36 protein-coding genes are annotated in these 25,156 nt (G+C 59.0%); 23 read left to right on the top strand and 13 right to left on the bottom strand.

The genetic code is table 11. The annotated features are described in order from the left end of the window. Positions 1–38: 38 nt before the first annotated feature. The 6 genes from def (ACR0EN_RS15510) (at position 39) to speB (ending at position 3,351) form a co-directional block, all read left to right on the top strand. On the top strand, positions 39–557 hold the full coding sequence (gene def, locus ACR0EN_RS15510) for a peptide deformylase (RefSeq protein ID WP_170818870.1): 519 nt from the start codon (positions 39–41) through the stop codon (positions 555–557). After that, positions 554–1,048 (top strand): peptide deformylase, encoded by a 495-nt coding sequence (gene def, locus ACR0EN_RS15505; protein WP_170818869.1) that lies wholly within the window; start codon positions 554–556, stop codon positions 1,046–1,048. The genes def (ACR0EN_RS15510) and def (ACR0EN_RS15505) overlap by 4 nt, the downstream gene beginning before the upstream one ends. Positions 1,049–1,071: 23 nt before the next feature. Next, a complete protein-coding gene (fmt, locus tag ACR0EN_RS15500; protein WP_170818868.1) occupies positions 1,072–1,986 on the top strand; it encodes a methionyl-tRNA formyltransferase in 915 nt (304 codons plus the stop codon). 6 nt (positions 1,987–1,992) lie between these two features. After that, entirely contained in the window at positions 1,993–2,229 is a 237-nt protein-coding gene (locus ACR0EN_RS15495) for a hypothetical protein (RefSeq protein ID WP_170392629.1), read from the top strand. 1 nt (position 2,230) lies between these two features. Beyond that, complete coding sequence (locus ACR0EN_RS15490) at positions 2,231–2,467, top strand: GlsB/YeaQ/YmgE family stress response membrane protein (RefSeq protein WP_170818867.1); 237 nt, start codon at positions 2,231–2,233, stop codon at positions 2,465–2,467. Between the two features lie 62 nt (positions 2,468–2,529). Continuing rightward, positions 2,530–3,351 carry an agmatinase gene (speB, locus tag ACR0EN_RS15485; RefSeq protein ID WP_170818866.1) on the top strand — a complete coding sequence of 274 codons (822 nt, stop codon included), beginning with the start codon at positions 2,530–2,532 and terminating at the stop codon, positions 3,349–3,351. Here speB and ACR0EN_RS15480 read toward each other — a convergent pair. The 7 genes from ACR0EN_RS15480 to ACR0EN_RS15450 form a co-directional block, all read right to left on the bottom strand. Further along, a complete protein-coding gene (locus ACR0EN_RS15480) occupies positions 3,348–3,947 on the bottom strand; it encodes a Clp protease/crotonase-like domain-containing protein (protein WP_170818865.1) in 600 nt (199 codons plus the stop codon). The genes speB and ACR0EN_RS15480 overlap by 4 nt on opposite strands. A gap of 24 nt (positions 3,948–3,971) precedes the next feature. Next, positions 3,972–4,595 carry a trimeric intracellular cation channel family protein gene (locus ACR0EN_RS15475; RefSeq protein ID WP_170392625.1) on the bottom strand — a complete coding sequence of 208 codons (624 nt, stop codon included), beginning with the start codon at positions 4,593–4,595 and terminating at the stop codon, positions 3,972–3,974. Continuing rightward, positions 4,592–5,059, bottom strand: coding sequence for a ribonuclease HI (rnhA, locus tag ACR0EN_RS15470; protein WP_170402325.1), 468 nt, complete (start codon positions 5,057–5,059; stop codon positions 4,592–4,594). Before rnhA ends, ACR0EN_RS15475 begins: the two co-directional genes overlap by 4 nt. After that, the gene (locus ACR0EN_RS15465) at positions 5,052–5,639 is read right to left on the bottom strand and encodes a class I SAM-dependent methyltransferase (protein WP_480587597.1); all 588 of its coding nucleotides are present in this window, start codon (positions 5,637–5,639) and stop codon (positions 5,052–5,054) included. The genes rnhA and ACR0EN_RS15465 overlap by 8 nt, the downstream gene beginning before the upstream one ends. Further along, positions 5,636–6,088, bottom strand: a complete 453-nt coding sequence (locus tag ACR0EN_RS15460) for a DUF3429 domain-containing protein (RefSeq protein ID WP_480587594.1) — start codon at positions 6,086–6,088, stop codon at positions 5,636–5,638. The genes ACR0EN_RS15465 and ACR0EN_RS15460 overlap by 4 nt, the downstream gene beginning before the upstream one ends. Beyond that, complete coding sequence (ispH, locus tag ACR0EN_RS15455; RefSeq protein ID WP_170392621.1) at positions 6,085–7,035, bottom strand: 4-hydroxy-3-methylbut-2-enyl diphosphate reductase; 951 nt, start codon at positions 7,033–7,035, stop codon at positions 6,085–6,087. The genes ACR0EN_RS15460 and ispH overlap by 4 nt, the downstream gene beginning before the upstream one ends. Before the next feature lie 202 nt (positions 7,036–7,237). Continuing rightward, entirely contained in the window at positions 7,238–7,813 is a 576-nt protein-coding gene (locus ACR0EN_RS15450) for a LabA-like NYN domain-containing protein (protein WP_039541714.1), read from the bottom strand. A 126-nt stretch (positions 7,814–7,939) separates the two neighbouring features. On the opposite strand from ACR0EN_RS15450, the gene folK reads away from it, so the two are divergent. The 15 genes from folK to ACR0EN_RS15375 all read left to right on the top strand — a co-directional run bounded on the left by folK (position 7,940) and on the right by ACR0EN_RS15375 (position 18,971). Beyond that, positions 7,940–8,521 carry a 2-amino-4-hydroxy-6-hydroxymethyldihydropteridine diphosphokinase gene (gene folK / locus ACR0EN_RS15445; RefSeq protein WP_170818862.1) on the top strand — a complete coding sequence of 194 codons (582 nt, stop codon included), beginning with the start codon at positions 7,940–7,942 and terminating at the stop codon, positions 8,519–8,521. A gap of 94 nt (positions 8,522–8,615) precedes the next feature. Further along, on the top strand, positions 8,616–8,969 hold the full coding sequence (gene rpoZ, locus ACR0EN_RS15440; RefSeq protein ID WP_010437681.1) for a DNA-directed RNA polymerase subunit omega: 354 nt from the start codon (positions 8,616–8,618) through the stop codon (positions 8,967–8,969). A 25-nt stretch (positions 8,970–8,994) separates the two neighbouring features. Then, positions 8,995–11,127 (top strand): RelA/SpoT family protein, encoded by a 2,133-nt coding sequence (locus tag ACR0EN_RS15435; RefSeq protein WP_170392619.1) that lies wholly within the window; start codon positions 8,995–8,997, stop codon positions 11,125–11,127. Positions 11,128–11,143: 16 nt separating this feature from the next. Beyond that, positions 11,144–11,842, top strand: a complete 699-nt coding sequence (locus ACR0EN_RS15430) for a DUF2062 domain-containing protein (protein ID WP_170392618.1) — start codon at positions 11,144–11,146, stop codon at positions 11,840–11,842. Beyond that, positions 11,835–12,581: a pyridoxine 5'-phosphate synthase gene (locus ACR0EN_RS15425; protein WP_170392617.1), complete on the top strand. Its 747-nt coding sequence runs from the start codon at positions 11,835–11,837 to the stop codon at positions 12,579–12,581. Before ACR0EN_RS15430 ends, ACR0EN_RS15425 begins: the two co-directional genes overlap by 8 nt. After that, complete coding sequence (locus ACR0EN_RS15420) at positions 12,578–13,201, top strand: LysE family translocator (protein ID WP_170425202.1); 624 nt, start codon at positions 12,578–12,580, stop codon at positions 13,199–13,201. The genes ACR0EN_RS15425 and ACR0EN_RS15420 overlap by 4 nt, the downstream gene beginning before the upstream one ends. Positions 13,202–13,217: 16 nt before the next feature. Beyond that, positions 13,218–13,544, top strand: coding sequence for a Dabb family protein (locus ACR0EN_RS15415; RefSeq protein ID WP_170636242.1), 327 nt, complete (start codon positions 13,218–13,220; stop codon positions 13,542–13,544). A gap of 27 nt (positions 13,545–13,571) precedes the next feature. Next, positions 13,572–14,549, top strand: a complete 978-nt coding sequence (locus ACR0EN_RS15410; RefSeq protein WP_480587591.1) for an NADPH:quinone reductase — start codon at positions 13,572–13,574, stop codon at positions 14,547–14,549. 1 nt (position 14,550) lies between these two features. Beyond that, the gene (acpS, locus tag ACR0EN_RS15405; RefSeq protein ID WP_170392613.1) at positions 14,551–14,970 is read left to right on the top strand and encodes a holo-ACP synthase; all 420 of its coding nucleotides are present in this window, start codon (positions 14,551–14,553) and stop codon (positions 14,968–14,970) included. Between the two features lie 59 nt (positions 14,971–15,029). Continuing rightward, the gene (gene lepB, locus ACR0EN_RS15400; protein ID WP_170625107.1) at positions 15,030–15,869 is read left to right on the top strand and encodes a signal peptidase I; all 840 of its coding nucleotides are present in this window, start codon (positions 15,030–15,032) and stop codon (positions 15,867–15,869) included. Then, a complete protein-coding gene (gene rnc, locus ACR0EN_RS15395; RefSeq protein WP_480587588.1) occupies positions 15,866–16,543 on the top strand; it encodes a ribonuclease III in 678 nt (225 codons plus the stop codon). Before lepB ends, rnc begins: the two co-directional genes overlap by 4 nt. 19 nt (positions 16,544–16,562) lie before the next feature. Then, on the top strand, positions 16,563–17,075 hold the full coding sequence (locus tag ACR0EN_RS15390) for a GNAT family N-acetyltransferase (RefSeq protein ID WP_170425217.1): 513 nt from the start codon (positions 16,563–16,565) through the stop codon (positions 17,073–17,075). A 168-nt stretch (positions 17,076–17,243) separates the two neighbouring features. Continuing rightward, on the top strand, positions 17,244–18,152 hold the full coding sequence (gene era, locus ACR0EN_RS15385) for a GTPase Era (protein ID WP_170392609.1): 909 nt from the start codon (positions 17,244–17,246) through the stop codon (positions 18,150–18,152). A gap of 55 nt (positions 18,153–18,207) precedes the next feature. After that, on the top strand, positions 18,208–18,537 hold the full coding sequence (locus tag ACR0EN_RS15380; RefSeq protein ID WP_480587584.1) for a DUF1491 family protein: 330 nt from the start codon (positions 18,208–18,210) through the stop codon (positions 18,535–18,537). Between the two features lie 110 nt (positions 18,538–18,647). Next, positions 18,648–18,971: a SemiSWEET transporter gene (locus tag ACR0EN_RS15375; protein WP_170392607.1), complete on the top strand. Its 324-nt coding sequence runs from the start codon at positions 18,648–18,650 to the stop codon at positions 18,969–18,971. A gap of 9 nt (positions 18,972–18,980) precedes the next feature. Here the strand turns inward: ACR0EN_RS15375 and ACR0EN_RS15370 are convergent, their stop codons facing one another. Beyond that, positions 18,981–19,370, bottom strand: coding sequence for a VOC family protein (locus ACR0EN_RS15370; RefSeq protein WP_170402289.1), 390 nt, complete (start codon positions 19,368–19,370; stop codon positions 18,981–18,983). A 168-nt stretch (positions 19,371–19,538) separates the two neighbouring features. On the opposite strand from ACR0EN_RS15370, the gene recO reads away from it, so the two are divergent. Next, positions 19,539–20,264, top strand: a complete 726-nt coding sequence (gene recO, locus ACR0EN_RS15365) for a DNA repair protein RecO (protein ID WP_170818859.1) — start codon at positions 19,539–19,541, stop codon at positions 20,262–20,264. On the opposite strand, the gene ACR0EN_RS15360 is transcribed toward recO, so the two are convergent. The 3 genes from ACR0EN_RS15360 to ACR0EN_RS15350 form a co-directional block, all read right to left on the bottom strand. After that, complete coding sequence (locus ACR0EN_RS15360) at positions 20,248–20,640, bottom strand: META domain-containing protein (RefSeq protein WP_170818858.1); 393 nt, start codon at positions 20,638–20,640, stop codon at positions 20,248–20,250. The two genes, recO and ACR0EN_RS15360, sit on opposite strands and share 17 nt — an antisense overlap. 12 nt (positions 20,641–20,652) lie before the next feature. Further along, complete coding sequence (locus ACR0EN_RS15355; RefSeq protein WP_170402284.1) at positions 20,653–21,195, bottom strand: hypothetical protein; 543 nt, start codon at positions 21,193–21,195, stop codon at positions 20,653–20,655. A gap of 216 nt (positions 21,196–21,411) precedes the next feature. Continuing rightward, entirely contained in the window at positions 21,412–23,103 is a 1,692-nt protein-coding gene (locus ACR0EN_RS15350; protein WP_170513458.1) for an acyl-CoA dehydrogenase family protein, read from the bottom strand. Between the two features lie 144 nt (positions 23,104–23,247). Between ACR0EN_RS15350 and ACR0EN_RS15345 the strand changes: the two genes are divergently transcribed. Then, a complete protein-coding gene (locus ACR0EN_RS15345; protein WP_170508472.1) occupies positions 23,248–24,012 on the top strand; it encodes a sulfite exporter TauE/SafE family protein in 765 nt (254 codons plus the stop codon). Here the strand turns inward: ACR0EN_RS15345 and ACR0EN_RS15340 are convergent. Both ACR0EN_RS15340 and ACR0EN_RS15335 read right to left on the bottom strand, forming a co-directional pair. Then, the gene (locus ACR0EN_RS15340) at positions 24,009–24,551 is read right to left on the bottom strand and encodes a hypothetical protein (RefSeq protein ID WP_255611805.1); all 543 of its coding nucleotides are present in this window, start codon (positions 24,549–24,551) and stop codon (positions 24,009–24,011) included. The two genes, ACR0EN_RS15345 and ACR0EN_RS15340, sit on opposite strands and share 4 nt — an antisense overlap. A 32-nt stretch (positions 24,552–24,583) precedes the next feature. After that, complete coding sequence (locus ACR0EN_RS15335) at positions 24,584–24,874, bottom strand: hypothetical protein (RefSeq protein WP_170392600.1); 291 nt, start codon at positions 24,872–24,874, stop codon at positions 24,584–24,586. Positions 24,875–25,156 lie beyond the last annotated feature (282 nt).

Here is a 25,156-nt window from a genome sequence, read left to right as displayed (position 1 = left end):
CCGTTGCGGTGGCGGGCGCGATGGCCTAAATCAGCCTCATGAAACGCAATATCCTGATCCATCCCGATCCCCGCCTGAAAAAGGTCTGCGCGCCGGTGGCCGACATCACCGACGATCTGCGCAAACTGGCTGATGACATGCTGGAGACGATGTATGACGCGCCCGGTATTGGCCTTGCTGCGCCGCAGATCGGTGTGCTCGACCGGCTGATCGTGGTGGACTGCGTCAGAGAAGAAGGTGAGGCCCCACGCCCACTGGTGATGTTCAACCCCGAGGTCATCGCCTCCTCGGACGAGACCAACGTTTACGAAGAAGGCTGCCTGTCGATCCCCGAGCAATATGCCGAGGTCACCCGCCCCAAGGTGGTGGACGTAACATGGATGGATCGCGACGGAAATCTGCAGCAGGAAACCTTTGACGATCTCTGGGCCACCTGCGTGCAGCATGAGATCGACCATCTGAACGGTAAGCTCTTCATCGACTATCTCAAACCGCTCAAGCGTCAGATGATTACGCGCAAGATGCAGAAGCTGAAACGCGAAAAGGCACGCACATGACGGTGCGAACCTGCCTGCCATGGCCCGACAAACGCCTGCGCACCAAGGCCGAGGACGTCCCCGAGATCAATGATGACATCCGCGCCATCTGGAACGATATGATCGACACGATGGAGGCCATGCCAGGCGTCGGCCTTGCCGCGCCTCAGATCGGAGTGATGCTGCGGCTGGCTGTCGTGGATGGCTCGACCGAGCGGGGCCGCGCCGTGCGTCTGGCCAATCCGGAAATCCTGCACAGTTCGATCGAACTGCGCGAACATGACGAGGCCAGCCCGAACTTGCCCGGCGTGTCTGCCAAGGTGAAGCGACCGCGCGCAGTGACCGTGAAATTTCTCAACGAACAGGGCCAGATCGACCGCCGTGATTTTGTCGGCATCGAGGCCACCAGCGTGCAGCATCAGATCGACCACCTGAACGGGCGGATGTATTTCGACCGGCTCAGCAAGGTCAAACGCGACATGCTGCTGCGCAAAGCACAGAAGAAGGGGTGAAACCCCATCCTACGGAGGGACGGATGCGTATCATCTTCATGGGAACGCCAGATTTCTCGGTGCCGGTGCTGGATGCGCTGGTCCGTGCCGGGCACGAAATCGCCGCCGTCTATTGCCAACCGCCACGCCCCGCCGGTCGCGGTAAAAAAGACCGTCCAACCTCGGTGCACGCGCGTGCCTTGGCCCTGGGTCTGGACGTTCGCCACCCCACCTCGCTGAAATCACCCGAAGAACAGGCCAGCTTTGCAGCGCTGAATGCCGATATCGCGGTGGTCGTCGCCTATGGCCTGATCCTGCCACAACCTATTCTGGACGCGCCAACCCATGGCTGCCTGAACATTCACGCCAGCCTGTTGCCGCGCTGGCGTGGGGCCGCGCCAATACACCGCGCGATCATGGCAGGCGATGTGCAAACCGGTGTTTGTATCATGCAGATGGAGGCTGGGTTGGATACAGGCCCCGTTCTGCTGCGCGAGGCCACCGAGATCGGGATTGAGGAAACCACGGCGCAACTCCATGACCGCCTGTCGGATATGGGCGCGGCTCTGATCGTTGAGGCTCTGGCCAAACTGCACAGCCTTACACCTGACCCGCAGCCCGATGAGGGCGTGACCTACGCCGCCAAGATCGACAAAGCCGAGGCGCGGATCGATTGGTCGGCCCCCGCATCCGAAGTGGATAGAAAAATCCGCGGTCTCTCCCCGTTCCCCGGCGCATGGACCGAGGTCGAGGGTAATCGGATCAAACTACTGGCTTCGCGGCTGGCCGAAGGGCAGGGCACGCCCGGCGAGGTACTGGATGACCACCTGTGCGTGGCCTGTGGCGAAGGCGCGGTTGAGCTGCTGCGCTTGCAACGGGCAGGCAAGGGCGCGCAGGATAGGGAAACTTTTCTGCGGGGATGGCCCATGCCGGCCGGGACCCGCCTGTCATCGGAGTAGGCGTACATGATCATGATCATGATGGGCACGGTCGTGATTGCCGGGATCGTAGGCTATCTGTCTGAACAGACTGGCTTTACCCATAACGGCTATCTGCAGTCGATCATCATCTGCGTGGGTGGTGCTTTCCTGTTCTATTTCGTGCGCATCATGTTCGGCATCAGCTTTGGCCCGCCGGGGTTGGACGCGGTGCTGTCCTCGATCGGTGCGTTGATCATCGTGCCCACGCATTGGAGGAAATGATATGCCGATCATCGCCCTGATCATCGTCGGAGCCGCTGCAGGTTTCCTCGCCACCCGCCTAATGCGGATCGAGGCCGATATTCCAACCACCATGCTGATCGGCATTGTCGGCGCTTTGGTGGGCGGTTTGGTACTGCGCACGCTCATCACCGTGATGGGCTGGCTCTCAGGGTTTATCGGCGCCGTTCTGGGGGCGCTCTTGGTGATCTGGCTCTGGCAGACATATATCCGCCGCTGATCGCTTGACCCGACCGTGATCTGCGACCAATGTCCCGTCAATTCTTTGTTGAAAGGCCTCTCATGTCGCATGATCTGACCGCCGGAGACGTCGCCCTGATGGGTGTGCCGTTGGACCTGCATTCCTCATTCCTGCAAGGCCCCGCGTTTGCCCCGGGTCGCATCCGCGAGGCGTTGCATTCCGGCGCGGCCAACCTGACCGCCGAGGATGGCACTGATCTGGGCGCAACCGACCGTTTCAAGGATACCGGCGATCTGGATGTGTTCGAGATGATGGGGCAGGAACCCATCGACCGGATCGAGGCAGGGGCCGCCGCCCGGATCGAAGCCGGTGCACGATTATTGTCGTTGGGGGGCGATCACTCGGTCGCCTATCCGCTGATCAAGGCCCACGCGGACCGGTATGAGGGGCTGAATGTCTTGCATATCGACAGCCACCCCGACCTCTATGACAGTCAGCAGATCGGCCCGCTGGGCCATGGCTGCCCGTTTGCCCGCGTGATGGAAACCGGCAAGATCAACCGTCTGGTGCAGGTCGGGATCCGCACCATGAACATGCACCAACAGGAACAGGCCGACAAGTTCGGGGTCGAGGTGATCGACATGCGCAACTGGAGCCCCGATCTTGAGATCAGCTTTGATGGCCCGGTTTACCTGTCACTGGACCTAGATGCGCTGGACCCGGCCTTTGCCCCCGGGGTGTCGCATCACGAACCCGGCGGACTCAGCACGCGCGAGGTGATCGACCTGATCCATCGCTTCAAAGGGCAGCTGGTCGGCGCGGATATTGTCGAGTTGAACCCGCACCGCGACCCCTATGGCATGACCGCCATGGTGGCGGCGAAATTCGTCAAGGAAATCGGCGCGCGGCTGCTCAGTCGCTAACGTTCGTCGCAGATTGCGGCAGTGCCAAGGCGAGTGGCGGACCGTGTAGTCATGTCGAACCGGTTCGCCTCGGACGCCGTCATCCAGTGCATCTCTTCCTCGGATGCTGCATCCAGCGTGAACCAGTAGAAGTCGGGATCGACGCCGATATCTTCGAAATAGTTCAAATACCGGTCATGCTCGGGGTGATCTTCGGGTAGCTCCGCAGCGACATAGCCGCCGCCGCCCCAGCTGTGGACCCCCACGCAGGCGCCGGGTTCCAGCACGCGTCGGTTACCCGCTAGAAACAAATCGGTGCCGCCCGAGGCCACCAGCCCGTTTGACGGAACCACCGTGTCGAACCCTTCCTCACGCACTACGCGACTGAAGACCACATTCGAGTCATCATCGACCGAACCTTCGATATTTTGCAGCACCAGTGTCTTGATCTCGGGGTTTTCGTCCATCACTTCTTCAAACGCGCTGAGCGTTGTGTGGTCGATCGTTCCGGATGCGACGATCTGATTGCCCACTGCCGTGAAGCTGACCGGGGCGTATTGCTCTGCACATGCCGTTAGCAGCAGTGCCGTGGCCAGAAACGAAAGTCTGTAGGTCATCGCGATCTCTTGTCCGTTTCTACCCTATTGCCGAGGCGGTCGGGCCTTGTAAACCGGCAACTGCCAACCGAACAGCAGAGATCCGGCGCGCAACGCCCAGCAAATCAATGCACATAAGCCCAATGCCAGCAGGCCTTCCAGCCCGAGGCGGGTGGCAAACACAGCGGTCAAGGCTCCGATAAAGGCGCAGGATACATAAAGCTCACCCTGTTTCAGTACCAGCGGCACCTCGTTGCACACCACGTCACGCATCAAGCCGCCCAAACAGCCCGTGGTCACCCCCATCAGCACTACGATGATACCGGATTGATCCAGTGACAACGCTGCACCCGTGCCAGCAGCGACCGCGATGGACAGGGCGAAACTGTCCAACCAGACCAGCCAATTATACCGGCTTTCGACCAGATGAGCGGTAAAAAACACCAGTACCGCAGCGCCGCAAGCGATCAGGATATAAGCGGGCTGACCGACCCAGAAGATCGGATGTCGGTCCAGCAGCAAGTCGCGTACGGTACCACCGCCCACTGCCGTCAGGCAGGCGATGAACGCAAACCCGACCAGATCAAGCTGCGCTCGGCTGGCCACCAGCGCACCGGTCAGCGCAAAGACCAAAACCGAGGCGTAATCCAGCAGGGCAAGCCCGCTCACGCCTGCGCCTTCTTAGGTTTGAATGGAGCCATGCCAGCGCGTGCCAACTCATCCGCGCGTTCATTTTCGGGATGGCCCGCATGGCCCTTGACCCATTCCCAGGTCACCTGATGCCGCTCTTGCGCCTCATCCAGCCGCTGCCACAGATCGACATTTTTGACCGGCTTCTTGTTCGACGTCTTCCAGCCGTTCCGCTTCCACCCGAAAATCCATCCCGTCACGCCGTTCTTCACATAAGCGCTGTCGGTGACGATGGTCAGTTTCGAGGGCCGCTCCAGCGTCTCCAAAGCACTGATTGCAGCCAGCAGTTCCATCCGGTTGTTGGTTGTCTCGGCTTCGCCTCCGCTCAGCTCGCGTTCTTTCAGGATGGTCTCGCCATCCATCGCGCGCAGCAGTACGCCCCAGCCGCCGGGGCCGGGATTTCCGGAACAGGCACCATCGGTATAGGCAAAGAGATCAGGCATGAGCGAATACCAGAATGAACCCGTCGTAAGACCCGGCCAAACCTTTCCCCATTCCCTGCACGGTACGATCAATGGTGAAACCTGCCGAGGTCAGGGCGTCCTTGATCTGGGTCTCTGAATAATAGGTATAGTAACGGTCCAAATCATCGCGATGCTCGCCCGTGCCCAGCTTCATTCCCAGAAACAGCTGCCCGCCCGGCTTCAGTGCGGTGTGGATCGCGTTCAGATGACGCGGGAAATCGGCGCGCGGGGCGTGCAGCAGGCAGAAACTGGCATAGACGCCGTCATACTCTGCTACCTCTGTGACGTCATCGAAGGTGCCAAGGTGGGCGTCAACACCGTTGCTCCGCGCATGTTCAACAAAGGCAGGGGTTGCATCCAGCGCCCGTACCTTCAGCCCTTGCCGCATCAGAAACGCGCTGTCTGATCCGGGACCCGAGCCCAGATCCAGCACATATCCACCCTCGCGGACCGCATCTACAAAAGCCTGACGCGCCTCTAGCTGCTCGGCGGGCAGGGGGATCCTTAGGTAATCCGCAACGCGATCCGAGTAGGCCTTGATGGTCCGTTCATCACTCACAGGTAAACTCCCACAGCAAGACAGGTCAGCACGACAGCGGTTAGCAGGACGCGCAGCCGCATCCACCAGACCGGGGTCAACCGCCAATATGAGAACATGGCGTCCAGCAAAAGCAAGCCCGCAAACCCATACATCAGGTTGGTGCCCGCATTCACCGGACCGCCGCCGGTCGTGAAAAATGCCCAAAGTGCAGGCAACACCGACAAGGTGTAGCAGGCCGCAGCTTTGTTACCTGAGGTTTTGGTGGCGAAGCCCCACAGCACGCCCGACATGAAACTCAGGATTACCGAGCCATAAAATAGCTGAATATACGGCCCCACGAAGCGCGACCCCAGCGTCTGCCGACCCCAATCGTTCAAATCACCGTTCAGATAAGTCAGCGCGCCCCACACAAACGGGATCAGCCCAGCCAAACCAAGGAATAACGGCGCGCGGGGGATGCCGCTCATGCTGGTTCCCGCAATACGCGGGGAACTTTGAACTCGACATTCTCGACAGCGGTTTCGACCAGCTCGACGGTGACATCGTAGTGGTCGCGGAATGCGTCGATCACCTCGTTCACCAGCACCTCGGGCGCGGATGCCCCGGCGCTAACCGCAATGCTGGAAATTCCTTCCAGCGCACGCCAGTCGATCTCGGTCGCGCGCTGCACCAGCTGCGCATAACTGCATCCGGCGCGCGAGGCGACCTCGACCAGACGACGTGAATTCGATGAGTTCGGCGCACCCACCACCAGCAAGGCATCGGCTTTCGGAGCGACGGCTTTCACCGCTTCCTGCCGGTTGGTGGTGGCATAACAAATGTCTTCCTTGTGCGGCCCGACGATGGCGGGGAAGCGGGCCTCAAGCGCGGCAATAATGTCCTTGGTGTCATCCACCGATAGGGTTGTCTGGGTGACAAAGGCCAGCTTTTCGGGGTTACGCACAGCGACCTGCGCCACATCTTCTACCGTTTCAACCAGCAGTACCTCGCCATCGGGCAGCTGTCCCATGGTGCCGATTGTTTCGGGATGGCCCTTGTGACCAATCATGATCATCTGCAGCCCGGCATCCGCGTGGCGCTGCGCTTCGACATGCACCTTGGATACAAGCGGGCAGGTGGCGTCGACATATATCATCTCGCGCTGGGCTGCTGTGGCGGGCACCGATTTTGGCACACCGTGGGCCGAGAAGATCACCGGGCGATCATCAGGGCATTCGTCCAGCTCCTCGACAAACACGGCACCCTTGGCGCGCAGACCGTCGACGACGAATTTGTTGTGAACAATCTCATGGCGCACATAGACAGGCGCCCCCCATTTTTGAAGGGCCATTTCCACAATCTTGATGGCACGGTCCACACCGGCGCAGAACCCGCGCGGGGCGGCCAGATATAATGTCAGCGGCGGCTTTGTCATTCGGCGATCTCCTGGACCGAACACCTAGGTCTTTTCATTGCCATGGTCCAGACAGCACTGCGTCATTTCACTGACATGAATCGCTGTTAGCACAAGGGTGTTTTCAGCACCTATACCTTTAAAGTCGCGCGGCCAGGGCTTCTGGCCCTGGCCGCGCATATTCTTGCCAACCCCCATTGGTGAGTGGTGGGGTTTGGTGGGGTCAGTGCCCGCCTGCAGCTGCGACGCTGCGGGGTTCAGTCGGCATCTCGCGCGGAGGGCGGCCGATCACGTCGCGCAGGTCTTCCAGCTCAATGAAGTTATCGGCCTGGCGGCGCAGTTCGTCCGAAATCATCGGCGGCTGGCTACGGATGGTCGAAACAACGGAAACACGTACGCCCTGCCGTTGCAGGCTTGCGATCAGCGGGCGGAAATCCCCATCGCCCGAAAACAGTACGATATGATCAACGCGTGGTGCCAGTTCCATGGCATCGACGGTAAGCTCGATATCCATGTTTCCCTTGACCTTCCGACGCCCCATGCTGTCGGTGTATTCCTTGGCCGGTTTGGTGACCATGGTGAAGCCATTATAGTGCAGCCAGTCCACCAGAGGCCGGATCGGGGAATACTCGTCATTTTCCAGTAGCGCTGTGTAGTAGAAAGCTCTAAGCAGTTTGCCTCTGCGCATAAATTCCTGACGCAGCAACTTGTAGTCGATGTCAAACCCCAGTGCTTTGGCGGCTGCATAAAGATTCGAGCCGTCGATGAACAGCGCTAGCCGTTCGTCCTTGTAAAACATAAAATGGTCCTTCCGGTATAAGCCACCGCACCGTGAGCTCCGTGAGTGATAAAGTAATAGGTCAGTGCAATGGTGTCCTTAAAATAGGTGTTTTAGGCTTTATCGCAAGTATTCTCTGGTCCGAATATGGGGTCTGAAGTGGACAAAACCTTGTCAAAAGCGGTCATTGCCCTAGGGGCAAATCTCAGTCTGAGAGGTTGTGGGCCCAAGGTGACACTTGAGCGGTCGCTGATCGCGATGGCCGAGGCGGGCTTGGTGATTCGCAAGACAAGCCGGTTTTTTGCCACCCCATGCTTTCCGGCAGGGGCAGGGCCGGACTATGTCAACGCAGCGGTTTTGATCGAATCGGACCTCACGCCACAGGGTGTTCTGGACCTGCTGCACCGCATCGAACATGATTTTGAGCGCGCCCGTGAACAGCGTTGGGGCATGCGCACTCTGGACCTCGATCTGGTCTGTTGGGATGAACTTGTGCTGCCGGATGACGCCGAATACCAGCGCTGGCTGACCCTTCCCCCCGAAGATCAGACCAAATCTGCGCCGGAACACCTTATCCTGCCCCATCCGCGCTTGCAGGACCGCGCTTTTGTGCTTGTTCCCATGATGGATGTCGCCCCCGATTGGCGCCATCCCGTTCTGGACCGGACAGTGACGCAGATGGTTGCAGCCTTGCCGCCCGATGAGGTGGCAGAGGTCAAGCCTCTGTGATCCTCGCATTTGCGGCATTTCTTGCTTGTCAAGGCGGGGATTCGCGCTTAGATAAACCCCTTCCTGCCACGGATTCATTTACGGAGAGCGCCCCATGGCCCGCGTTACGGTCGAAGATTGTGTAGACAAGGTCCCGAACCGGTTCGAACTGGTGATGCTTGCGGCCCACCGGGCGCGCGAGATTTCTGCTGGTGGCCCGATCACCGTTGACCGCGATAACGACAAGAACCCTGTCGTCTCGCTACGCGAAATCGCCGACGAAACCCAAAGCGCTGATGAGCTGCGCGAGCGTCTGATCGAAGCCAACCAGACCCAGATCGAGGTTGATGAGCCCGAAGAAGATCAGATGGCCCTGCTAATGGGTGCGGAATCCGACAAGCCGGCGGATGACGACATGTCGGAAGAAAAGCTCCTGCGCGCTCTGATGGAGGCCCAGGGCCAAGGGTAACCCAAGCGACAAAGGTGCGGACCGGATGATTTCAGAAGAAGACCTGATTGCGCTGGTCCGCAATTACAATCCCAAGACAAATGCCGACCGCATCGAAAGGGCCTATGAATTTGGCCAACAGATGCATGAAGGCCAGTTCCGCCATTCCGGCGAGCCCTATTTCTCGCACCCCGTTGCCGTTGCCGCCATCCTGACCGAACAGCGTCTGGATGATGCGACCATTATAACGGCCCTGTTGCACGACACGATCGAAGACACCAAAGCCAGTTATGGCAAGGTTACCGAACTGTTCGGGGATGAGGTCGCCAAGCTGGTCGATGGCGTCACCAAGCTGACCAACCTGCAGCTGTCCAGCCGTGAGACCAAACAGGCCGAGAATTTCCGCAAGCTGTTCATGGCCATGTCCAAGGACCTTCGGGTTATTCTGGTCAAACTCGCCGACCGCCTGCACAACATGCGCACGATCAAGGCGATGCGCCCTGAAAAGCAGGTGCAAAAAGCGCGTGAGACAATGGATATTTACGCGCCGCTTGCGGGCCGGATGGGGATGCAATGGATGCGCGAGGAACTCGAAGACCTTGCCTTCCGCGTCCTGAACCCCGAAGGCCGCCAGTCGATCATCCGCCGCTTTATCACTCTGCAACGCGAAACCGGCGACGTGATTCATCGCATCACCGGCGACATGCGGCACGAATTGGAAAAGGCGGGCATTGAAGCCGAAGTCTTTGGTCGTGCCAAGAAACCCTATTCGATCTGGCGCAAGATGCAGGAAAAGGATCAGGGTTTCTCACGTTTGTCCGACATCTACGGGTTCCGCATCATCACCCAGACCGAGGAAGACTGCTATCGCACACTCGGTGCCATCCACCAGCGCTGGCGCGCGGTGCCAGGGCGATTCAAGGACTATATCAGCCAACCGAAATCGAACGGTTATCGCTCGATCCACACAACAGTTTCGGGGCGCGACGGCAAACGGGTCGAGGTCCAGATCCGCACCCGTCAGATGCACGATGTGGCCGAAACCGGCGTTGCAGCGCACTGGTCCTATCGCGACGGTGTGCGGTCCGAAAACCCCTTTGCGGTTGACCCGGCAAAGTGGATCGCAAACCTGACCGAGCAATTCGACAGTGAGGATGATCATGAGGATTTCCTCGAAGCTGTGAAGCTCGAGATGTATTCGGACCAGGTGTTCTGCTTCACCCCCAAGGGCGATGTGGTGAAACTGCCGCGTGGGGCGACGCCGATTGATTTTGCTTACGCAATCCACACCCGCATTGGTCATGCCTGCGTGGGGGCCAAGGTTGATGGCATTCGTGTGCCGCTCTGGACCCGGCTCAAGAACGGTCAATCGGTGGACATCATCACCGCCGATGGCCAGAGCCCGCAGGTCACTTGGCTTGAGATCGCGGTTACCGGCAAAGCCCGCACCTCGATCCGCCGCGCCTTGCGCGAGGTCGACCGGGAACGCTTCATCAAGCTGGGTAAGGAACTGGCCCGCGCCGGGTTCGAAAACCTGGGCCGCAAAGCCACCGACAAGGCGCTGGAAACCGCGGCCAAACACCTGCGTTTAAAAGATCGGGACGAGTTGCTGGCCCGTCTGGGCAGTGCCGAGTTGACCGCCCATGAGGTGGTCGAAGCCGTATACCCCGAACTCACCAAGGATGATGGCGACGCGATCTCGCCCCGTCGTGCTGTGATCGGGCTTGAACCGGGCCAGAAATTCGATCGTGCCCCCTGTTGCCAGCCACTGCCAGGCGAGCGCATCGTCGGAATTACTTATCGTGGCAAAGGTGTTGTCGTGCACGCCATCGACTGCGATCGCCTGACCGAGTTTGAAAATGAACCCGAGCGCTGGGTTGATCTGCACTGGCATTCGGGCACCCACCCCGCCGTCTATGGCGCGACGCTGGATTTGACCATCGGCAATGATGCCGGGGTGCTGGGGCGTATTTGCACATTGATCGGCGAGAAAAAGGCCAATATCTCGAACCTCGAATTTGTCGACCGCAAACCGGATTTTTATCGGCTGATGATCAATGTCGAACTTCGCGATCTTGAACAGTTGCATTCGCTGATGCTGATGCTCGAGGCTGAAAGCGACGTTGCTGCGGTCGAACGGTACCGGGAAAGTGCGAAACCCGCCGTTGCGGCTGGCTGAGAAGGGGTGATCACGAGTGGTTTTCAAGCGCCGAGATCGCCGCTCGCCTGTCCAAGTCGCGTCAGAGTTCGTCTATCCGCGCGGCGGATGGACCCGTGCCTTTCACTATGTCAAACATCGGGTTCGGCGCCTGCCTGACAGCCCGGAACGCATCGCGCGTGGCATCGGGGCAGGGGTGTTTGCCTCGTTCACGCCTTTCTATGGCTTGCATTTCCTGGTCGCCGCCGTGCTGGCGCGCCTGCTGAACGGCAACATTCTTGCCGCGCTCAGCGGCACGTTCTTTGGCAATCCCCTGACCTATGTGCCGATCGCGGTCATCAGCCTGCAAACCGGGCATTTCCTGCTGGGGACCAAGTTCCGCAAAGACGATACCGATGGGTTGATGGGGAAATTTGCGGATGCGATGGGCGATCTCAAGGACAATTGCATCGCCATGTTTACCCATCGCGAGGCGGACTGGCACGGGCTTAGCCGGTTCTATGACGATGTGTTCTTTCCTTATATGATCGGCGGGGTCATTCCAGGCATCGTGGCCGGAGTGATCTGCGCCTATCTTAGCCTGCCGCTTATCCGTACTTATCAGCAACGCCGCCGCGCCAGAATCAAAGCGAAGTTTGAACAAATCAAACGCCTTGCTCAGGCAGAGGCTGACGTTCCCCCGACAAAACCACTAGGCTCGACCTCAGGGACAATGAAGGATTCGAAAGATGTCTGACAACCGTTTGCGTCTGGGCGTGAATATCGACCACGTAGCCACCGTGCGGAATGCGCGCGGCGGGGCCTATCCCGACCCACTACGCGCCGCCCGGATCGCGGAAGAGGCCGGGGCCGACGGCATCACAGCACATCTGCGCGAAGATCGCCGCCACATCTCGGACGCCGATATCGACGGGTTGATGGAGATCCTGTCGGTGCCGCTGAACTTCGAGATGGCCGCAACGGACGAGATGCAGAAAATCGCTCTGCGCCACAAGCCGCACGCTGTCTGCATCGTTCCCGAAAAGCGCGAGGAACGCACAACCGAAGGGGGGTTAGAAGTCGCGCGCGAGGAAAATAAGCTGGCCCATTTCATTGCGCCCCTGCGCGATGTGGGTTGCCGCGTGTCCATCTTCATCGCCGCCGACCAGCGCCAGATCGACGCCGCCCACCGCATTGGGGCCGAGGTGATCGAACTGCACACCGGTGCCTATTGCGATTTCCACGCCGAAGGCAAACTGGACGACGCCGCGCGCGAACTGGAAGCCCTGCGCGAGATGTCCGCCTATGCCCATTCGCTGGGTCTTGAAGTTCATGCGGGTCACGGGCTGACTTACGACACCGTGCAACCGGTGGCAGCCTTCCCTGAAGTGCGAGAGCTGAACATCGGCCACTTCCTGATCGGCGAGGCGATATTCCGGGGCCTCACCCCTGCGGTTCACGAAATGCGCCGCCTGATGGACGAGGCGCGGGCATGATCACACCCGGTTTTGTGGCGATCTGGTTTGCATGGCTCATGGCCGGGGGCTCTCCGGGCCCTGCCACCATGGGCATCGCAGGAACCGCCATGAACGAAGGCCGCACCGCCGGTCTGGCCTTTGCGCTGGGCATCTGCGCCGGGTCCGCCGCGTGGGGCATCGCCGCCGCGCTGGGGCTGTCGGCGATCATGCTGGCCAATGTCTGGGTGTTCGAGGTGATCCGCTATATCGGCGTCGCTTATCTGGGCTGGCTGGCGCTCAAGGCGCTACGTCGCGCGCTGACTTCGGATGAAGTGGCGCTGGGCAATCCGGTCACCGGCTCATTGGGTACGATATTTGCCAAAGGTGCGGCGATCCATCTGACCAACCCCAAGGCGATCCTCAGCTGGGGCTCGATCTACGCCATCGTTGCGCCAAATGACGCCAGCCTTGCTATGCTGCTGGGTTATTTCGCCATGCTCTATGCGGGTTCACTGCTGATCTTCATCGGCTACGCCTTCTTGTTTTCGTCTGCGCGCATGGTCAACGCCTATCGCCGCGCCCGCCGCTGGTTTGATTTTGCCTTCGCGGGTTTCTTTGGCGTGGCCAGCTACAAGATTCTCACGGTGCGCCTGTCATGACCTCTGAGGTGCAATGATGATCCGCCATTGCGTGATGCTGCGACTCAAGCCTGATCACGACACCGCAGAGCTTGCCGCTGTGATGGATGGGCTGGGCGCGGTCGCAGACCGTTTGTCGGGCTGCGGTGGCTTCATCCACGGCCCCAACCGCGATTTTGAGGCAAAATCCCCAAGCTATCCCTACGGCTTCACACTGGATTTCGCGGCTCAGGCCGACCTACAGCGCTATGCCAGTGACGAAACCCACCAGCAACTTGGCGCACGGCTCGTCGCGCTGTGCGTGGATGGGGCCGAGGGCGTCTTGGTGTTCGATCTGGAAACGCCCGACGCGGCTGACCAATAGCTGACCAATAGGAGACGAGGGACTGTCATGAAAGCAATCACCTATCGCGGATTTGGTGCGGCGGCGGATGTCCTTGAGTTGGTCGATCTGCCCACGCCCAACCCCGGCCCAGGCGACGTTCTTGTCCGGGTCCATGCCAGCGGCATCAACCCCTCAGACGTCAAGCTGCGCGGCGGCGCGCGCCCTGGCGCTGTGATGCAATACCCGATGGTTGTTCCCCACTCGGACGGGGCCGGAGTGATTGAGGCCGTAGGCGAAGGGGTCGATCCCGCGCGCGTCGGCGAACGTGTCTGGATCTGGAACGGCCAATGGCAACGCGCTTTTGGCACTGGGGCCGAATACATCGCGCTCCCCTCCGAACAGGCCGTATTCCTTCCAGATACGACCGGCTTCGCCGAGGGCGCGTGTTTTGGTATCCCCGCCTTGACTGCATGGTACGCGCTCTATTGTGACGGACCGATCACTGACCAGACCGTGCTTGTGACCGGCGGCGCAGGCACGGTCGGACGCTACGCCTGCCAGATGGCCGCACTGGGCGGCGCACGCGTTATCACAACGGTCAGTTCAGATGAAAAAGCCGCCCATTCCGGCGCGTCCGAATGGATCAACTACCGCACGCAAGACGTGGCCGAGGCGGCGATGGACATGACCAACGGCGCAGGCATAGACCGCATTGTCGAGGTTGATTTCGCAGCCAACCAACCCGCTTCCCTTTCTATGATCCGCCCCGGTGGCACCATCGCCTGCTATGCCTCGGCTTCGCAAATGAAGCCCGAACTGGATTTCTATGGCTTCATGTTCAAGAACATCCGCCTGCATATGCTGATCGTCTACCAACTCGACGCCGCCGCCCGCCGTCGTGGCGAGGCGCAGTTGGGCCAGTGGCTGGAACAAGGCGCACTGTCCCACGCCATCGTCCCTGGCGGAGGGCTGATGGATGCGGCAAATGCACACGCAATGGTCGAGGCGGGGCAAAAGCTCGGGACCGTTGTGTTGGAGGTCTGACATGATCCTCGGCATCGGCACCGACCTCGCAAATATTGATCGCATTCAGGGCACGCTCGACCGGTTCGGCGACCGCTTCCGTAACCGTGTCTTCACTGAAACCGAACAGCGCAAGGCTGAGCGTCGCGCCGATACTGCGGGCACCTACGCCAAACGCTGGGCCGCGAAAGAGGCGTGCTCGAAGGCGTTAGGCACCGGCCTGCGGATGGGGATCGCGTGGAAAGACATGGCGGTGACCAACCTGCGCACCGGCCAGCCCGTCATGCATGTCACCGGTTGGGCCGCCGAGCGTCTGAAAGAAATGACTCCCGAAGGCCACGAGGCGATCATCCACGTCACCCTGACCGATGATCACCCCTGGGCGCAGGCCTTTGTGGTGATCGAGGCCCGTCCGCTGCAAGAAGCACCCGCGCAGCCTTGACTTGCCTCCACCCGACACGCATGTAGCACCCCAACCACGCATAGACTGGAGAGAGCAGTATGGCCGAGGAAGCCAAATCCGGAAACGCCGTCTGGGAGACGATCAAAACTATCGTCTACGCCCTACTGATCGCGGGCGTTTTCCGCACGCTTTTCTTTCAGCCGTTCTGGATTCCCTCAGGCTCCATGAAGCAGACGCTGCTGATCGGTGATTTCCTCTTCGTCAATAAGATGGCCTATGGCTATTCCTACGCGTCCTGCCCCAGCCTGATCATCCCCAGCGTCGGCCTGAACATCGATGCCGAGGATGTGTGCGGTTGGATGCAGGGTGATGACAACTCCCGTCTGCTGGGTGGCGATCCCGAGCGGGGCGATGTCATCGTCTTCCGCCATCCGGTGACAGGGCGCGACTATATCAAGCGACTGATCGGCCTGCCGGGTGATCGTATCCAGATTCGTGGAGGCCAAATCATCCTCAACGACACTCCTGTGCCGCAGCAACCCGACGGTGTGTTCACCGAAGTTGCTGAACCGCAGGGCCCACAAGGCCTGCGCCCGCGCTGTTCCAACGGTCCCGTCGGGATCGGCGGTGTTTGCGAAAAGAACCGCCTGATCGAGACCTTGCCAAATGGCGTTTCCTACGACGTGCTGAACATCGGCAATCAGGGCTCCGACAATACCGGGGTCTATACCGTACCCGAGGGCCACTATTTCTTCATGGGTGACAACCGCGACAACTCAGCCGACAGCCGTCTGCCGCAATCCGCCGGAGGCGTTGGCTTTGTGCCGTACGAAAACCTGATCGGTCGCGCCGACCGGATCATGTTCTCCTCCGCAGGTCGCTCGATGCTGTTCTTCTGGACATGGCGCGGTGACCGCTTCTTCAAGGCGGTCAATTGAAGCTATCGGCTGAGATAAAGGCGTTCCAGCAGCGCTTGGGGTATGAGTTTTCCAACCCTGAACTGCTGGTGCGCGCGCTGACCCACGGCTCGGTGTCCTCTGCCACGCGCCCCGACAATCAGCGTCTTGAATTTCTGGGCGACCGCGTCCTGGGCCTCGTCATGGCCACTGCTTTGCTTGAGGCTGACAAGAAAGCTTCCGAAGGCCAACTGGCCCCCCGTTTCAACGCGCTGGTGCGCAAGGAAGCCTGCGCCGATGTGGCCCGCCAGATTGATCTGGGTGCGGTGCTGAAACTGGGCCGGTCCGAGATGCTGTCCGGAGGTCGTCGCAAGCAGGCCTTGCTGGGCGACGCGATGGAGGCGGTCATCGCGGCCATCTACCGCGACGCAGGGTTCGAGGCTGCCCGAGACGTGATCCTCGCCCTCTGGGGCGATCGCATCCACAAGGTCGAGGCCGACGCCCGCGATGCAAAAACCGCCCTGCAGGAATGGGCACAGGCCCGCGGCCAGAAACCACCCAGCTATGTCGAGGTCAAACGCACCGGCCCTGACCATGCCCCGATCTTCACGATCGCCGCTCGTCTGCAGAATGGTACCGAAGCTCAGGCCACCGCAGGCTCCAAGCGACAGGCCGAACAGGCAGCGGCAAAGGCGTTGTTGGAACAGTTGTCTTGATCCTCTGCGCAGCCAGATCATGAAAATCAGACCCGCCCAGAAAGCCGACGCCGCCAGCCTCGCGGCCCTGTCGATTGAGGTCTGGATCGGAACCTATCTAAAGCGTGGTGTGAACGCCTTCTTTGCCGAGTTCGCACTGTCCGAGTTCACGACCGCCCGGTTCGAAGCCATATTGGAGGACGGCCAAGACCTCTTGATGGTTTCCGAAAACGAAGACGGGATCGACGGCTATATTCGGCTTGCGGAAAGTCGCGCCGCACCTGTGGACGGGCTTTCTGACCTAGAAATCGTGACGTTCTACGTCCAGCACCGCCATCAAGGTAAAGGCATCGGCTCAGCGCTGCTTGATATCGCGATTGACTACATGCGTGAAAAAGGGCGCCCGTCGATTTGGCTGACAACCAATTCCGAGAACACGCCCGCAATCGACTTCTATCTAGCCAAAGGGTTCCGGCAGGTCGGAGTCACAGATTTTCGGATCGGGGACCAAGCCTATCCGAACCAAGTTCTGGCGTTGAACACTACAACCTGATCGCGCGATCAAGCCCGGCCAATGCCGGCACCGGCCGACCGGGCAGCGTCGCCCTATGGGCCGCAGACTGGCCTTCGCTCACTGATATCCGCAATGCGACAAATCCCTCTGGCCCGTCCGCGCATTCTGCTATAGGGGTGCGCACTTGCAAACAGGATCGCAGGACACATGAGCACACGCGCCGGATTTATCGCCCTGATCGGAGAGCCCAACGCAGGCAAATCCACCCTTCTGAACCGCATGGTCGGAGCCAAAGTCTCGATCGTGACGCACAAAGTGCAAACCACCCGTGCTCGTATCCGTGGCGTGGCGATGGAGGGCGATGCGCAACTGGTCTTTGTGGATACGCCGGGCCTCTTCAAACCGCGCCGCCGTCTGGACCGTGCCATGGTAGCCGCCGCTTGGGGCGGGGCTGCAGATGCGGATGTGGTCGTGCTGATGATCGAGGCGCATCGCGGCATCACCGAAGGTGTCGAACGCATCCTCGAAGGCCTGGAAGAGATCGGACAGGGCCGCACCATCGCACTTGCGATCAACAAGATCGACAAGGTGCCCTCGGAAAAGCTGCTGGCGCTGACCAGTGACCTGAATGCGCGTTATCCCTTTGCCGAGACCTTCATGATCTCGGCCGAAAAAGGCCACGGTGTCGACGACCTTCGCAAATGGCTGGCCTCGGAACTGCCTGAGGGCCCGTGGCTCTATCCAGAAGACCAGATTGCGGATCTGCCTCTGCGCATGATCGCGGCTGAGATGACGCGCGAGAAACTGACCCTGCGCCTGCATCAGGAACTGCCCTACCAGCTGACCGTCGAGACCGAGAACTGGGAAGAGCGCAAGGACGGCTCGGCCAAGATCGATCAGGTCATCTATGTCATGCGTGATGGCCACAAAGGGATTGTGCTGGGCAAACGTGGTGAGACCATAAAGGCCGTCAGTCAAGCGGCGCGTGCCGAGCTGGAAGAGTTTTTGGACCGCAAGATTCACCTGTTCTTGCAGGTGAAAGTCCGGCCCAACTGGCTGGAGGAGTCCGAGCGCTACTCGGAAATGGGTCTGGATTTCAAAGACGGCAACGCATGACCCGGGCCAAGAATTTTCGTCGAAAATTCTCAACCCCTACGGAAAGGTCAGAACCATGACCCGGCTGACAGCTGAATTCTGGGTGCATGCCTATCTGGCGCGGCTGCGGTTGCAGGAAATACCTGCTTTTGTTGTGGCGCATGGGGATGACACCGCTGGGGCGGTGCTAATCAAACTCAACACACTCAACGGGCGGGCCGCAGCCTTTCAGCGCAGTTTTGATCTGATGAGCGGCGAGCGCAAATGGGTGGAGCTCTCATCCGGAGAAGAGGCAGACGTAGATGCCGCCATCACCCGCCAACGCAGTTTTGACCCCGACCTTTGGGTAATCGAGGTGGAAGACCGCCAAGGCAGGCACCTGCTGGGTGAAGAAGGTCTGGACTAACCCGCGCCAAATGATCTTGGACGCGCGGCGCAAAGCGACTATTTTGCTTTGCAACCGGCTGAATGAAACGGCCCAATCTTCCGGGGGCCGCAGGAACAGGAGGGGGTTGAGTGGCTGAAACGCTTGCCCAGAAACTGGAAAACTCAAATCTCGGTCACTGGATGCAGCGGTTCGAGGGGTTCATGGTCTTCATCGGCGTCGTTGGCCCCTTCGCCACGCTTCCACAACTGATCAAGCTTTATTTCACCCACTCCGAACATGCGACCGGACAGTCGCTGCTGTCCTGGTCTCTGTATGCTGGGCTGTCGTTTTTGTGGTTCGCCTATGGGCTGGTGGTGGGCAAGTTGCCCATCTATGTGGGCAACGGTATCTCAATGGTGCTGAACCTGCTGATGGTTATCGGCATTCTGATTCACGCAGGTATGACGTTCTAGGGCGCACGATCAGCCCGCATCGCTAAAATAGACAAAGCTCATCTTGTTGCCATCAGGATCGCGCGCATAAGCGCCATAGAAGTTCGGGCCATATTGAGGTCGATCTCCGGGGTCACCTTCATTTGTTCCGCCATTGGCAAGAGCCTCGGCATGTACCTCGCGAACTTCCGCTTCACTTTCGCAAAGCAAGCCAACCATGTTGCCGTTTCCAACCGTCGCGGCCTCTTTGTCAAAGGGCGTCGCGACCCACATGGACCCACCGCCCCGCAGCTCGTAACAAACAGCGTGGGGCATATATTCAGCAATAACCTTGCCGCCGATTTTGGGCACAACCGCATCGTAAAAGCTTCGCGCTTTGACGACATCATTTGAACCGATCATGACATAGTTAAGTGACATTTCTTAAATTCCTCCGTGTAGAACATAAAGTGAACACTATTGCGTGAACAGATGTCACGCAACGTGTTTTTGGTGTTCCACAGGGTCAACCTGACGCGTTTCCACCTTGAACCTGCAACGGCCATAAGATTTCCTGCGTATATATCTGGTGACCTGACGAGGCCAAACTTGGACTGGCGTGATCACGGCATTCTTCTGACTTCTCGCCGTCATGGTGAGACAGCGGCGATCATCGAGGTCTTTACCGAAGCCCATGGTCGTCACGCCGGCATTGTGCGCGGAGGCAACAGCCGCAAGATCGCCCCGATCCTGCAACCCGGCGCGCAACTGGACGTGCTTTGGCGCGCGCGGCTCGAAGAACATCTTGGTACCTTTCAGGTCGAACCCCTGCGTTCGCGTGCTGCAGCGGCGTTTTCAGGGCGGCTGGCGCTGGCCGGATTAAATGCGGTGGTGGCGCTGCTGTCCTTTTGCCTGCCCGAACGCGAGCCTCATCCGGCGATCTATCAGCAAACAGAACAGTTGATGGACCTGCTAGGGCAGGATGACGTCTGGCCACTGGCCTATCTGCGCTGGGAACTGGCGCTGCTGGAAGAGTTGGGCTTTGGCTTGGATCTTTCGGCCTGCGCAGTGACAGGGGCGACCGAGGTGTTGGTCTATGTCTCTCCGAAAACCGGCCGCGCGGTCAGTGCGGCGGGGGCAGGGGACTGGGCCGATAAGCTGCTGCCTTTGCCCCCCTGCCTGCGCGGCGAAGGCGCGGCTCCGGATACCGAGATTGCTGAAGCCTTGCGCACGACCGGGTATTTTCTGGAAAACCATCTGGCTCCGTCGCTGGGTCATACGCCTTTGCCGGACGCACGCGCGCGATTTGTGGCGCAGTTTACTCGGCGGCTTTGAACACCATCTCGTGCCCGTCCTCATTGCGCAGGATCAGCACATCGCCGGACACCTCGGACTGGGTCATCGCCATCAGTGCGGCGAAATAAAACCCCTCGGCTTCAAGCCCGGCGCAAGCCGCGCGGGTGGCGACAAGATCGGTGACCTCGAACCACGGGTAGGGTGCATTCAGTGTACCTGAATAGGTGTTGCACGGGGCATTGCCCTCAATCCTACCCTCTTCGGGGAATCGCAAAAGGGCGCTGGCCTCAAAAGGCTGCCCGTCGATCTCTTGCAAAGCCCATGTCTGATCCGCTGCGCCATAGGCGGCGACAGTCTCATCCTTGTCGCATTGGAACAGGGTCAAAAGGGGCAGGAACAAGGCCAGACGTAACATCGCAATATCCTGTCAGTAGGGGTTCACACCGCTGATTAACTCTTCGCGCACTTCAAGGCGGGGGCGCCAGTTGTATTTGGTGTCCTCGCGCACCTGATCCCAGTAAAGCACCCCGCTGTTGCGCCACGGGTCAAGGATGATGCCTTCATACATTGAATCTCCCTTAGCGCTGATCAGAGCCGAATGGTGGATGATCCGGAACGCAGTTGGAGGCGACGTGGCCCAGTGCAGGTCCAGCGTGCGAAAGTTCTCTTGCTTCAAACGCGTGGTCATGGCCTGCGCCCAATCATTGCACAGACCTTTTTCGCGAAATCCGTTGATGACCTTTGCGTTGTGGATGATGGCTGGATCGGTGACGTTCCAGTCCTGTTTCAGTTGATTGGAATAGGCATAAGATATCTCGGCTGCACGCCGCGCCTCGGCAGGGTCAACCTTGGGGTCAAGCTGCTGGATCGCTTGTGCCAACTGGTCCACATCATCGGGCCCGGTGTTTGGTGCCATGGCGCATCCGGCAAGGGCCATGCAGGTGGCCAAAACTGCGATGATGATCTTCACGCTCGATTCTCCTCTGGCCAGCTTGGGCGCTGGGTTTGGTTGACGCCCTTTACCCGATTTCTGCGCTCGATCCGAGGGGGAAGTTTCGCCCATTAAGCCCTGAAACCGAGTTGTACAACTCGGAAGAAATAGGCCTGAAGGTCCGTACAACACGGAAGAAAAAGAAAACCCGGCGCAAGGCCGGGTTCAGTTGGGGAAACCGCGTCGCTTCGGGCGTCAGCCCAGCAATCGACGCGCGATGACTTGCGCCTGTATTTCTGCGGCGCCTTCAAAGATATTTAGGATGCGCGCGTCACAAAGCACGCGGCTAATTTTGTATTCCAGAGCGAAGCCGTTGCCGCCATGAATCTGCAGCCCGTTATCCGCCGCAGCCCAAGCAACTCGAGCGCCCAGCAGCTTGGCCATCCCGGCCTCAAGGTCGCAACGTTGACCGTGATCTTTTTCCCAAGCAGAATAATAAGTTAGCTGTCGCGCGATCATGATTTCGACCGCCATCATCGCCAGCTTGCCCGAGACGCGAGGGAAATTGATCAGAGATTTGCCGAACTGCTTGCGGTCTTGTGCATATTGCATGGCAATGTCCAAAGCACTCTGCGCTACGCCGATGGCGCGGGCAGCCGTTTGGATGCGGGCAGACTCGAAGGTTTCCATTAACTGCTTGAAACCTTTGCCTTCTTCGCCGCCCAGCAGGTTTTCGCCCTTCACTTCGAAGCCGTCAAATCCCAGCTCGTATTCCTTCATGCCACGATAACCCAACACCTCAATCTCACCACCAGTCATGCCGGGCGTGGGGAAGGGGTTCTCGTCGGTTCCAGGTGTCTTTTCAGCCAGGAACATGGACAGCCCACGGTGATCGGTACTGTCGGGATTAGTCCGCGCCAACAAGGTCATCACATGGGTGCGCGCCGCGTGCGTGATCCATGTTTTATTTCCTGTTATCTTATAGTTACCATCTTCACCCTTGACGGCCCGCGTGCGCAGGCTGCCCAAATCCGATCCGGTATTGGGTTCAGTGAAAACAGCGGTTGGCAGGATTTCGGCGCTGGCCAGTTTTGGCAGCCAGTTGGCCTTTTGTTCATCCGTACCGCCCGCGATGATCAGTTCTGCGGCGATTTCGGACCGTGTGCCCAGAGAACCCACACCGATGTACCCGCGCGAAAGCTCTTCCGAGACCACACACATTGAGGCTTTGGATAGGCCGAACCCGCCGAATTCTTCGGGGATGGTCAGACCGAACACGCCCATCTCGGCCAGTTCCTCGATAATCTCGATTGGGATCAGTTCGTCCTTCAGGTGCCATTCATGGGCATTAGGCTCAACCTTTTCAACGGCATAGCGGCGAAACTGGTCTCGGATCATCTCCAGTTCTTCGTCCAGACCAGACGCACCAAACATCGTGGCACCGGACTGGTCCTGCATCAACTCAACCAGACGCGTGCGCGCGGCCTGAGAGTTGGCTTGCGCCATCAGTGTCTGCACTTCGCTGCATTGGAATCCCGACAGCGCATCCCAGCCAAGGCCAAGATCCTGCAAACGTACAACCTCGCCCTGGTTCATCGGAATACCACCGGCGATCTGATGCAGGTATTCCCCAAAAGCGATCTGATGCAACAGTTGCTCCATCTCGCCGAATTTACCCTCGGCCTGAAGCGCCTCGGCCCAGCGCTGCATCTGCTGCAGCGACTGGTGGTATGTGGCCAGCCAAGCCAGCCCATGGGCGGCTGTCTGATTGGCCTCGATCAGTGCGCCCGATATGCGACCTTCGCTTGTCACCTGCGCGCGAACCGATTCGACCGCCTTATCGAACACCGCTTGAACGCCGGGCAGGGCTGCTGCGCTGAGTGTTAGAAGATCGGGTAAAACCGCTGGCTGCGTCATGTTCGTCACATCCTGTCCGTCATGGGCCATGAATCACGTCCTCTGCTGGGTTGTCTGGTCATATCATGCTGCACATGCAGCGCAACAAAAATACGCAAATCATCCATAAAAAGTTCAAAAATTGCTTAGTGACTTTTGCAGTGCAGAAATTTTTTGGGCTGGTATGAAGGGTCGATGGGACTGTTTTCACTTATGTCGCCGCAGGATTTCTGTCTGGCTTTGGTCGTTGCCTTCGTCGCGGGCTGGGTCAAAGGCATGGTCGGTTTTGCCATGCCAATGGTGCTTGTTTCTGGTCTTAGCATGATGCTGCCGCCTGAGCTGGCGCTGGCAGGTCTAATCTTGCCCACGCTGGTGACCAATGGGGTGCAGGCCTTGCGGGAAGGTTTACCCGCGGCGGCGGCGTCAGTTCGAAAGTTCAAGGTATTTCTGAGCGTTGGACTGGTCTGTCTATTGGCCAGCGCGCAGCTGATCAACATCCTGTCGCCCAAGGCATTTCTGCTGATCTTAGGCGCACCAGTTTCGTTCTTCGCTCTGATGCAACTACTGGGGCTGAAACTGACGCTTCAAGCGCCCTCAATGCGGGTTGAGGCTATGGTGGGTGCGGTGGCCGGTGCTGTCGGCGGCATCTCGGGCGTGTGGGGACCACCAACCGTGGCCTATCTGACAGCCTTGAATACACCGAAGAAGGATCAGATGCGGGTGCAGGGCGTGATATACGGTCTGGGCGCTGTGGCACTTATTGTGGCGCATCTGGGTTCGGGTATTCTAAGGACTGACACAGCGGTGTTCTCAGCGCTGCTGATTATCCCTGCCTTACTGGGAATGCGCGGCGGTCAGTTTCTGCAGGATCGTATCGATCAGGCACAGTTCCGCAAACTCACTCTGCTTGTACTGCTGATTGCAGGGCTGAACCTGCTGCGCAGGGGTCTTTTGGGTTAATTGCGTCTTTCAGCAAACCGAAAGGCGAAATAGAGGCCCAACATTAGGAAAAAAAGACCTGAGATATCACCGATCAGATAGGCGATATACTCGGCCGTTGCGCTGCCGAAGGCCATGTTGGTGAGAACGGACACCAATACCGATGTGATGATTCCAACGCCCATCACGCACAGCCAGCATGGCTTCCGATCGACGCGCGGAAACAAATCCCAGCCCAACGCCTTGCAGACATAAAAAACCGCTGGAACTGTGGTGACCGCGATAGTGATCGCCAGCAATCTGCTGGGCAGAAGAACATCCCAACCGCCCACAAGGGCAAAGACGATGGCAACGCCGGGCAACAGTGCGAATATCGCCCTCCATCCCAATAACCAGGCCGACAGAACCCGCACGCCGTGCGGCAGGAACAATAAGCTGGCATAGCTGGGGTATGCGGGAAAAAACACGTTCTGAAGCGGCATCAGCACCTGGAATGTTAGGAACGATGCAGCGACATAGGCCAAAGAGGCATAGAATGTTTCAGAGGCCCATCTGCGCACGGGGTCAGCCGATTACAGATCTGGGGTGGCGATCACCTGGGCGCATGAACCAGATACCGTCCGCGATTGGCGCTGCCGCTTTGCGACAGATAACCCTTTTGAACCAGAGACTTCAGCGCGCGGAAAAATGTCGGGCGAGATACGCTTTTGACCAGCGTGTGTTCGATCAGACCAAAGGTGCGTACTTCGCGATCATCTTTAGACAGTTCTTCGGCGGCATAATAGATGTCGCGTTCGACCGGTGAGAGTTCTTCCAGCCCAAGAGTGCGCTCCATGCTTTGCATCAGTTTGCGCAGTTCGGTGAGTTTTGAGATTTCAGTCATTACTTGCCTATAGTTTCCGTGACGGACCGAGGCAGTTCGAAAGGCTGACCTTTTGAACACATCACGCCGACACCCATCCCCGTGTAGAAATAATCATTACCTTGTTGAACGGCCCGAGACATGATGTGAGTAAGATAGCCCGGATCGCCCGATGTTCAAATTTAACAGAAGCCGCTGCCAAAGGACGCCGGGCTTCGAAGCGTCTTGGGTAAATTGCGATAGCGCATGTTGCACGTTATCGCAATGAACTTGTCTGTGTGCACGCAAGGTGCCGAAGCGTAA

It is taken from the genome of Ruegeria sp. AB7, assembly GCF_056542625.1.
This window is presented reverse-complemented; position numbering and strand designations above follow the sequence as displayed.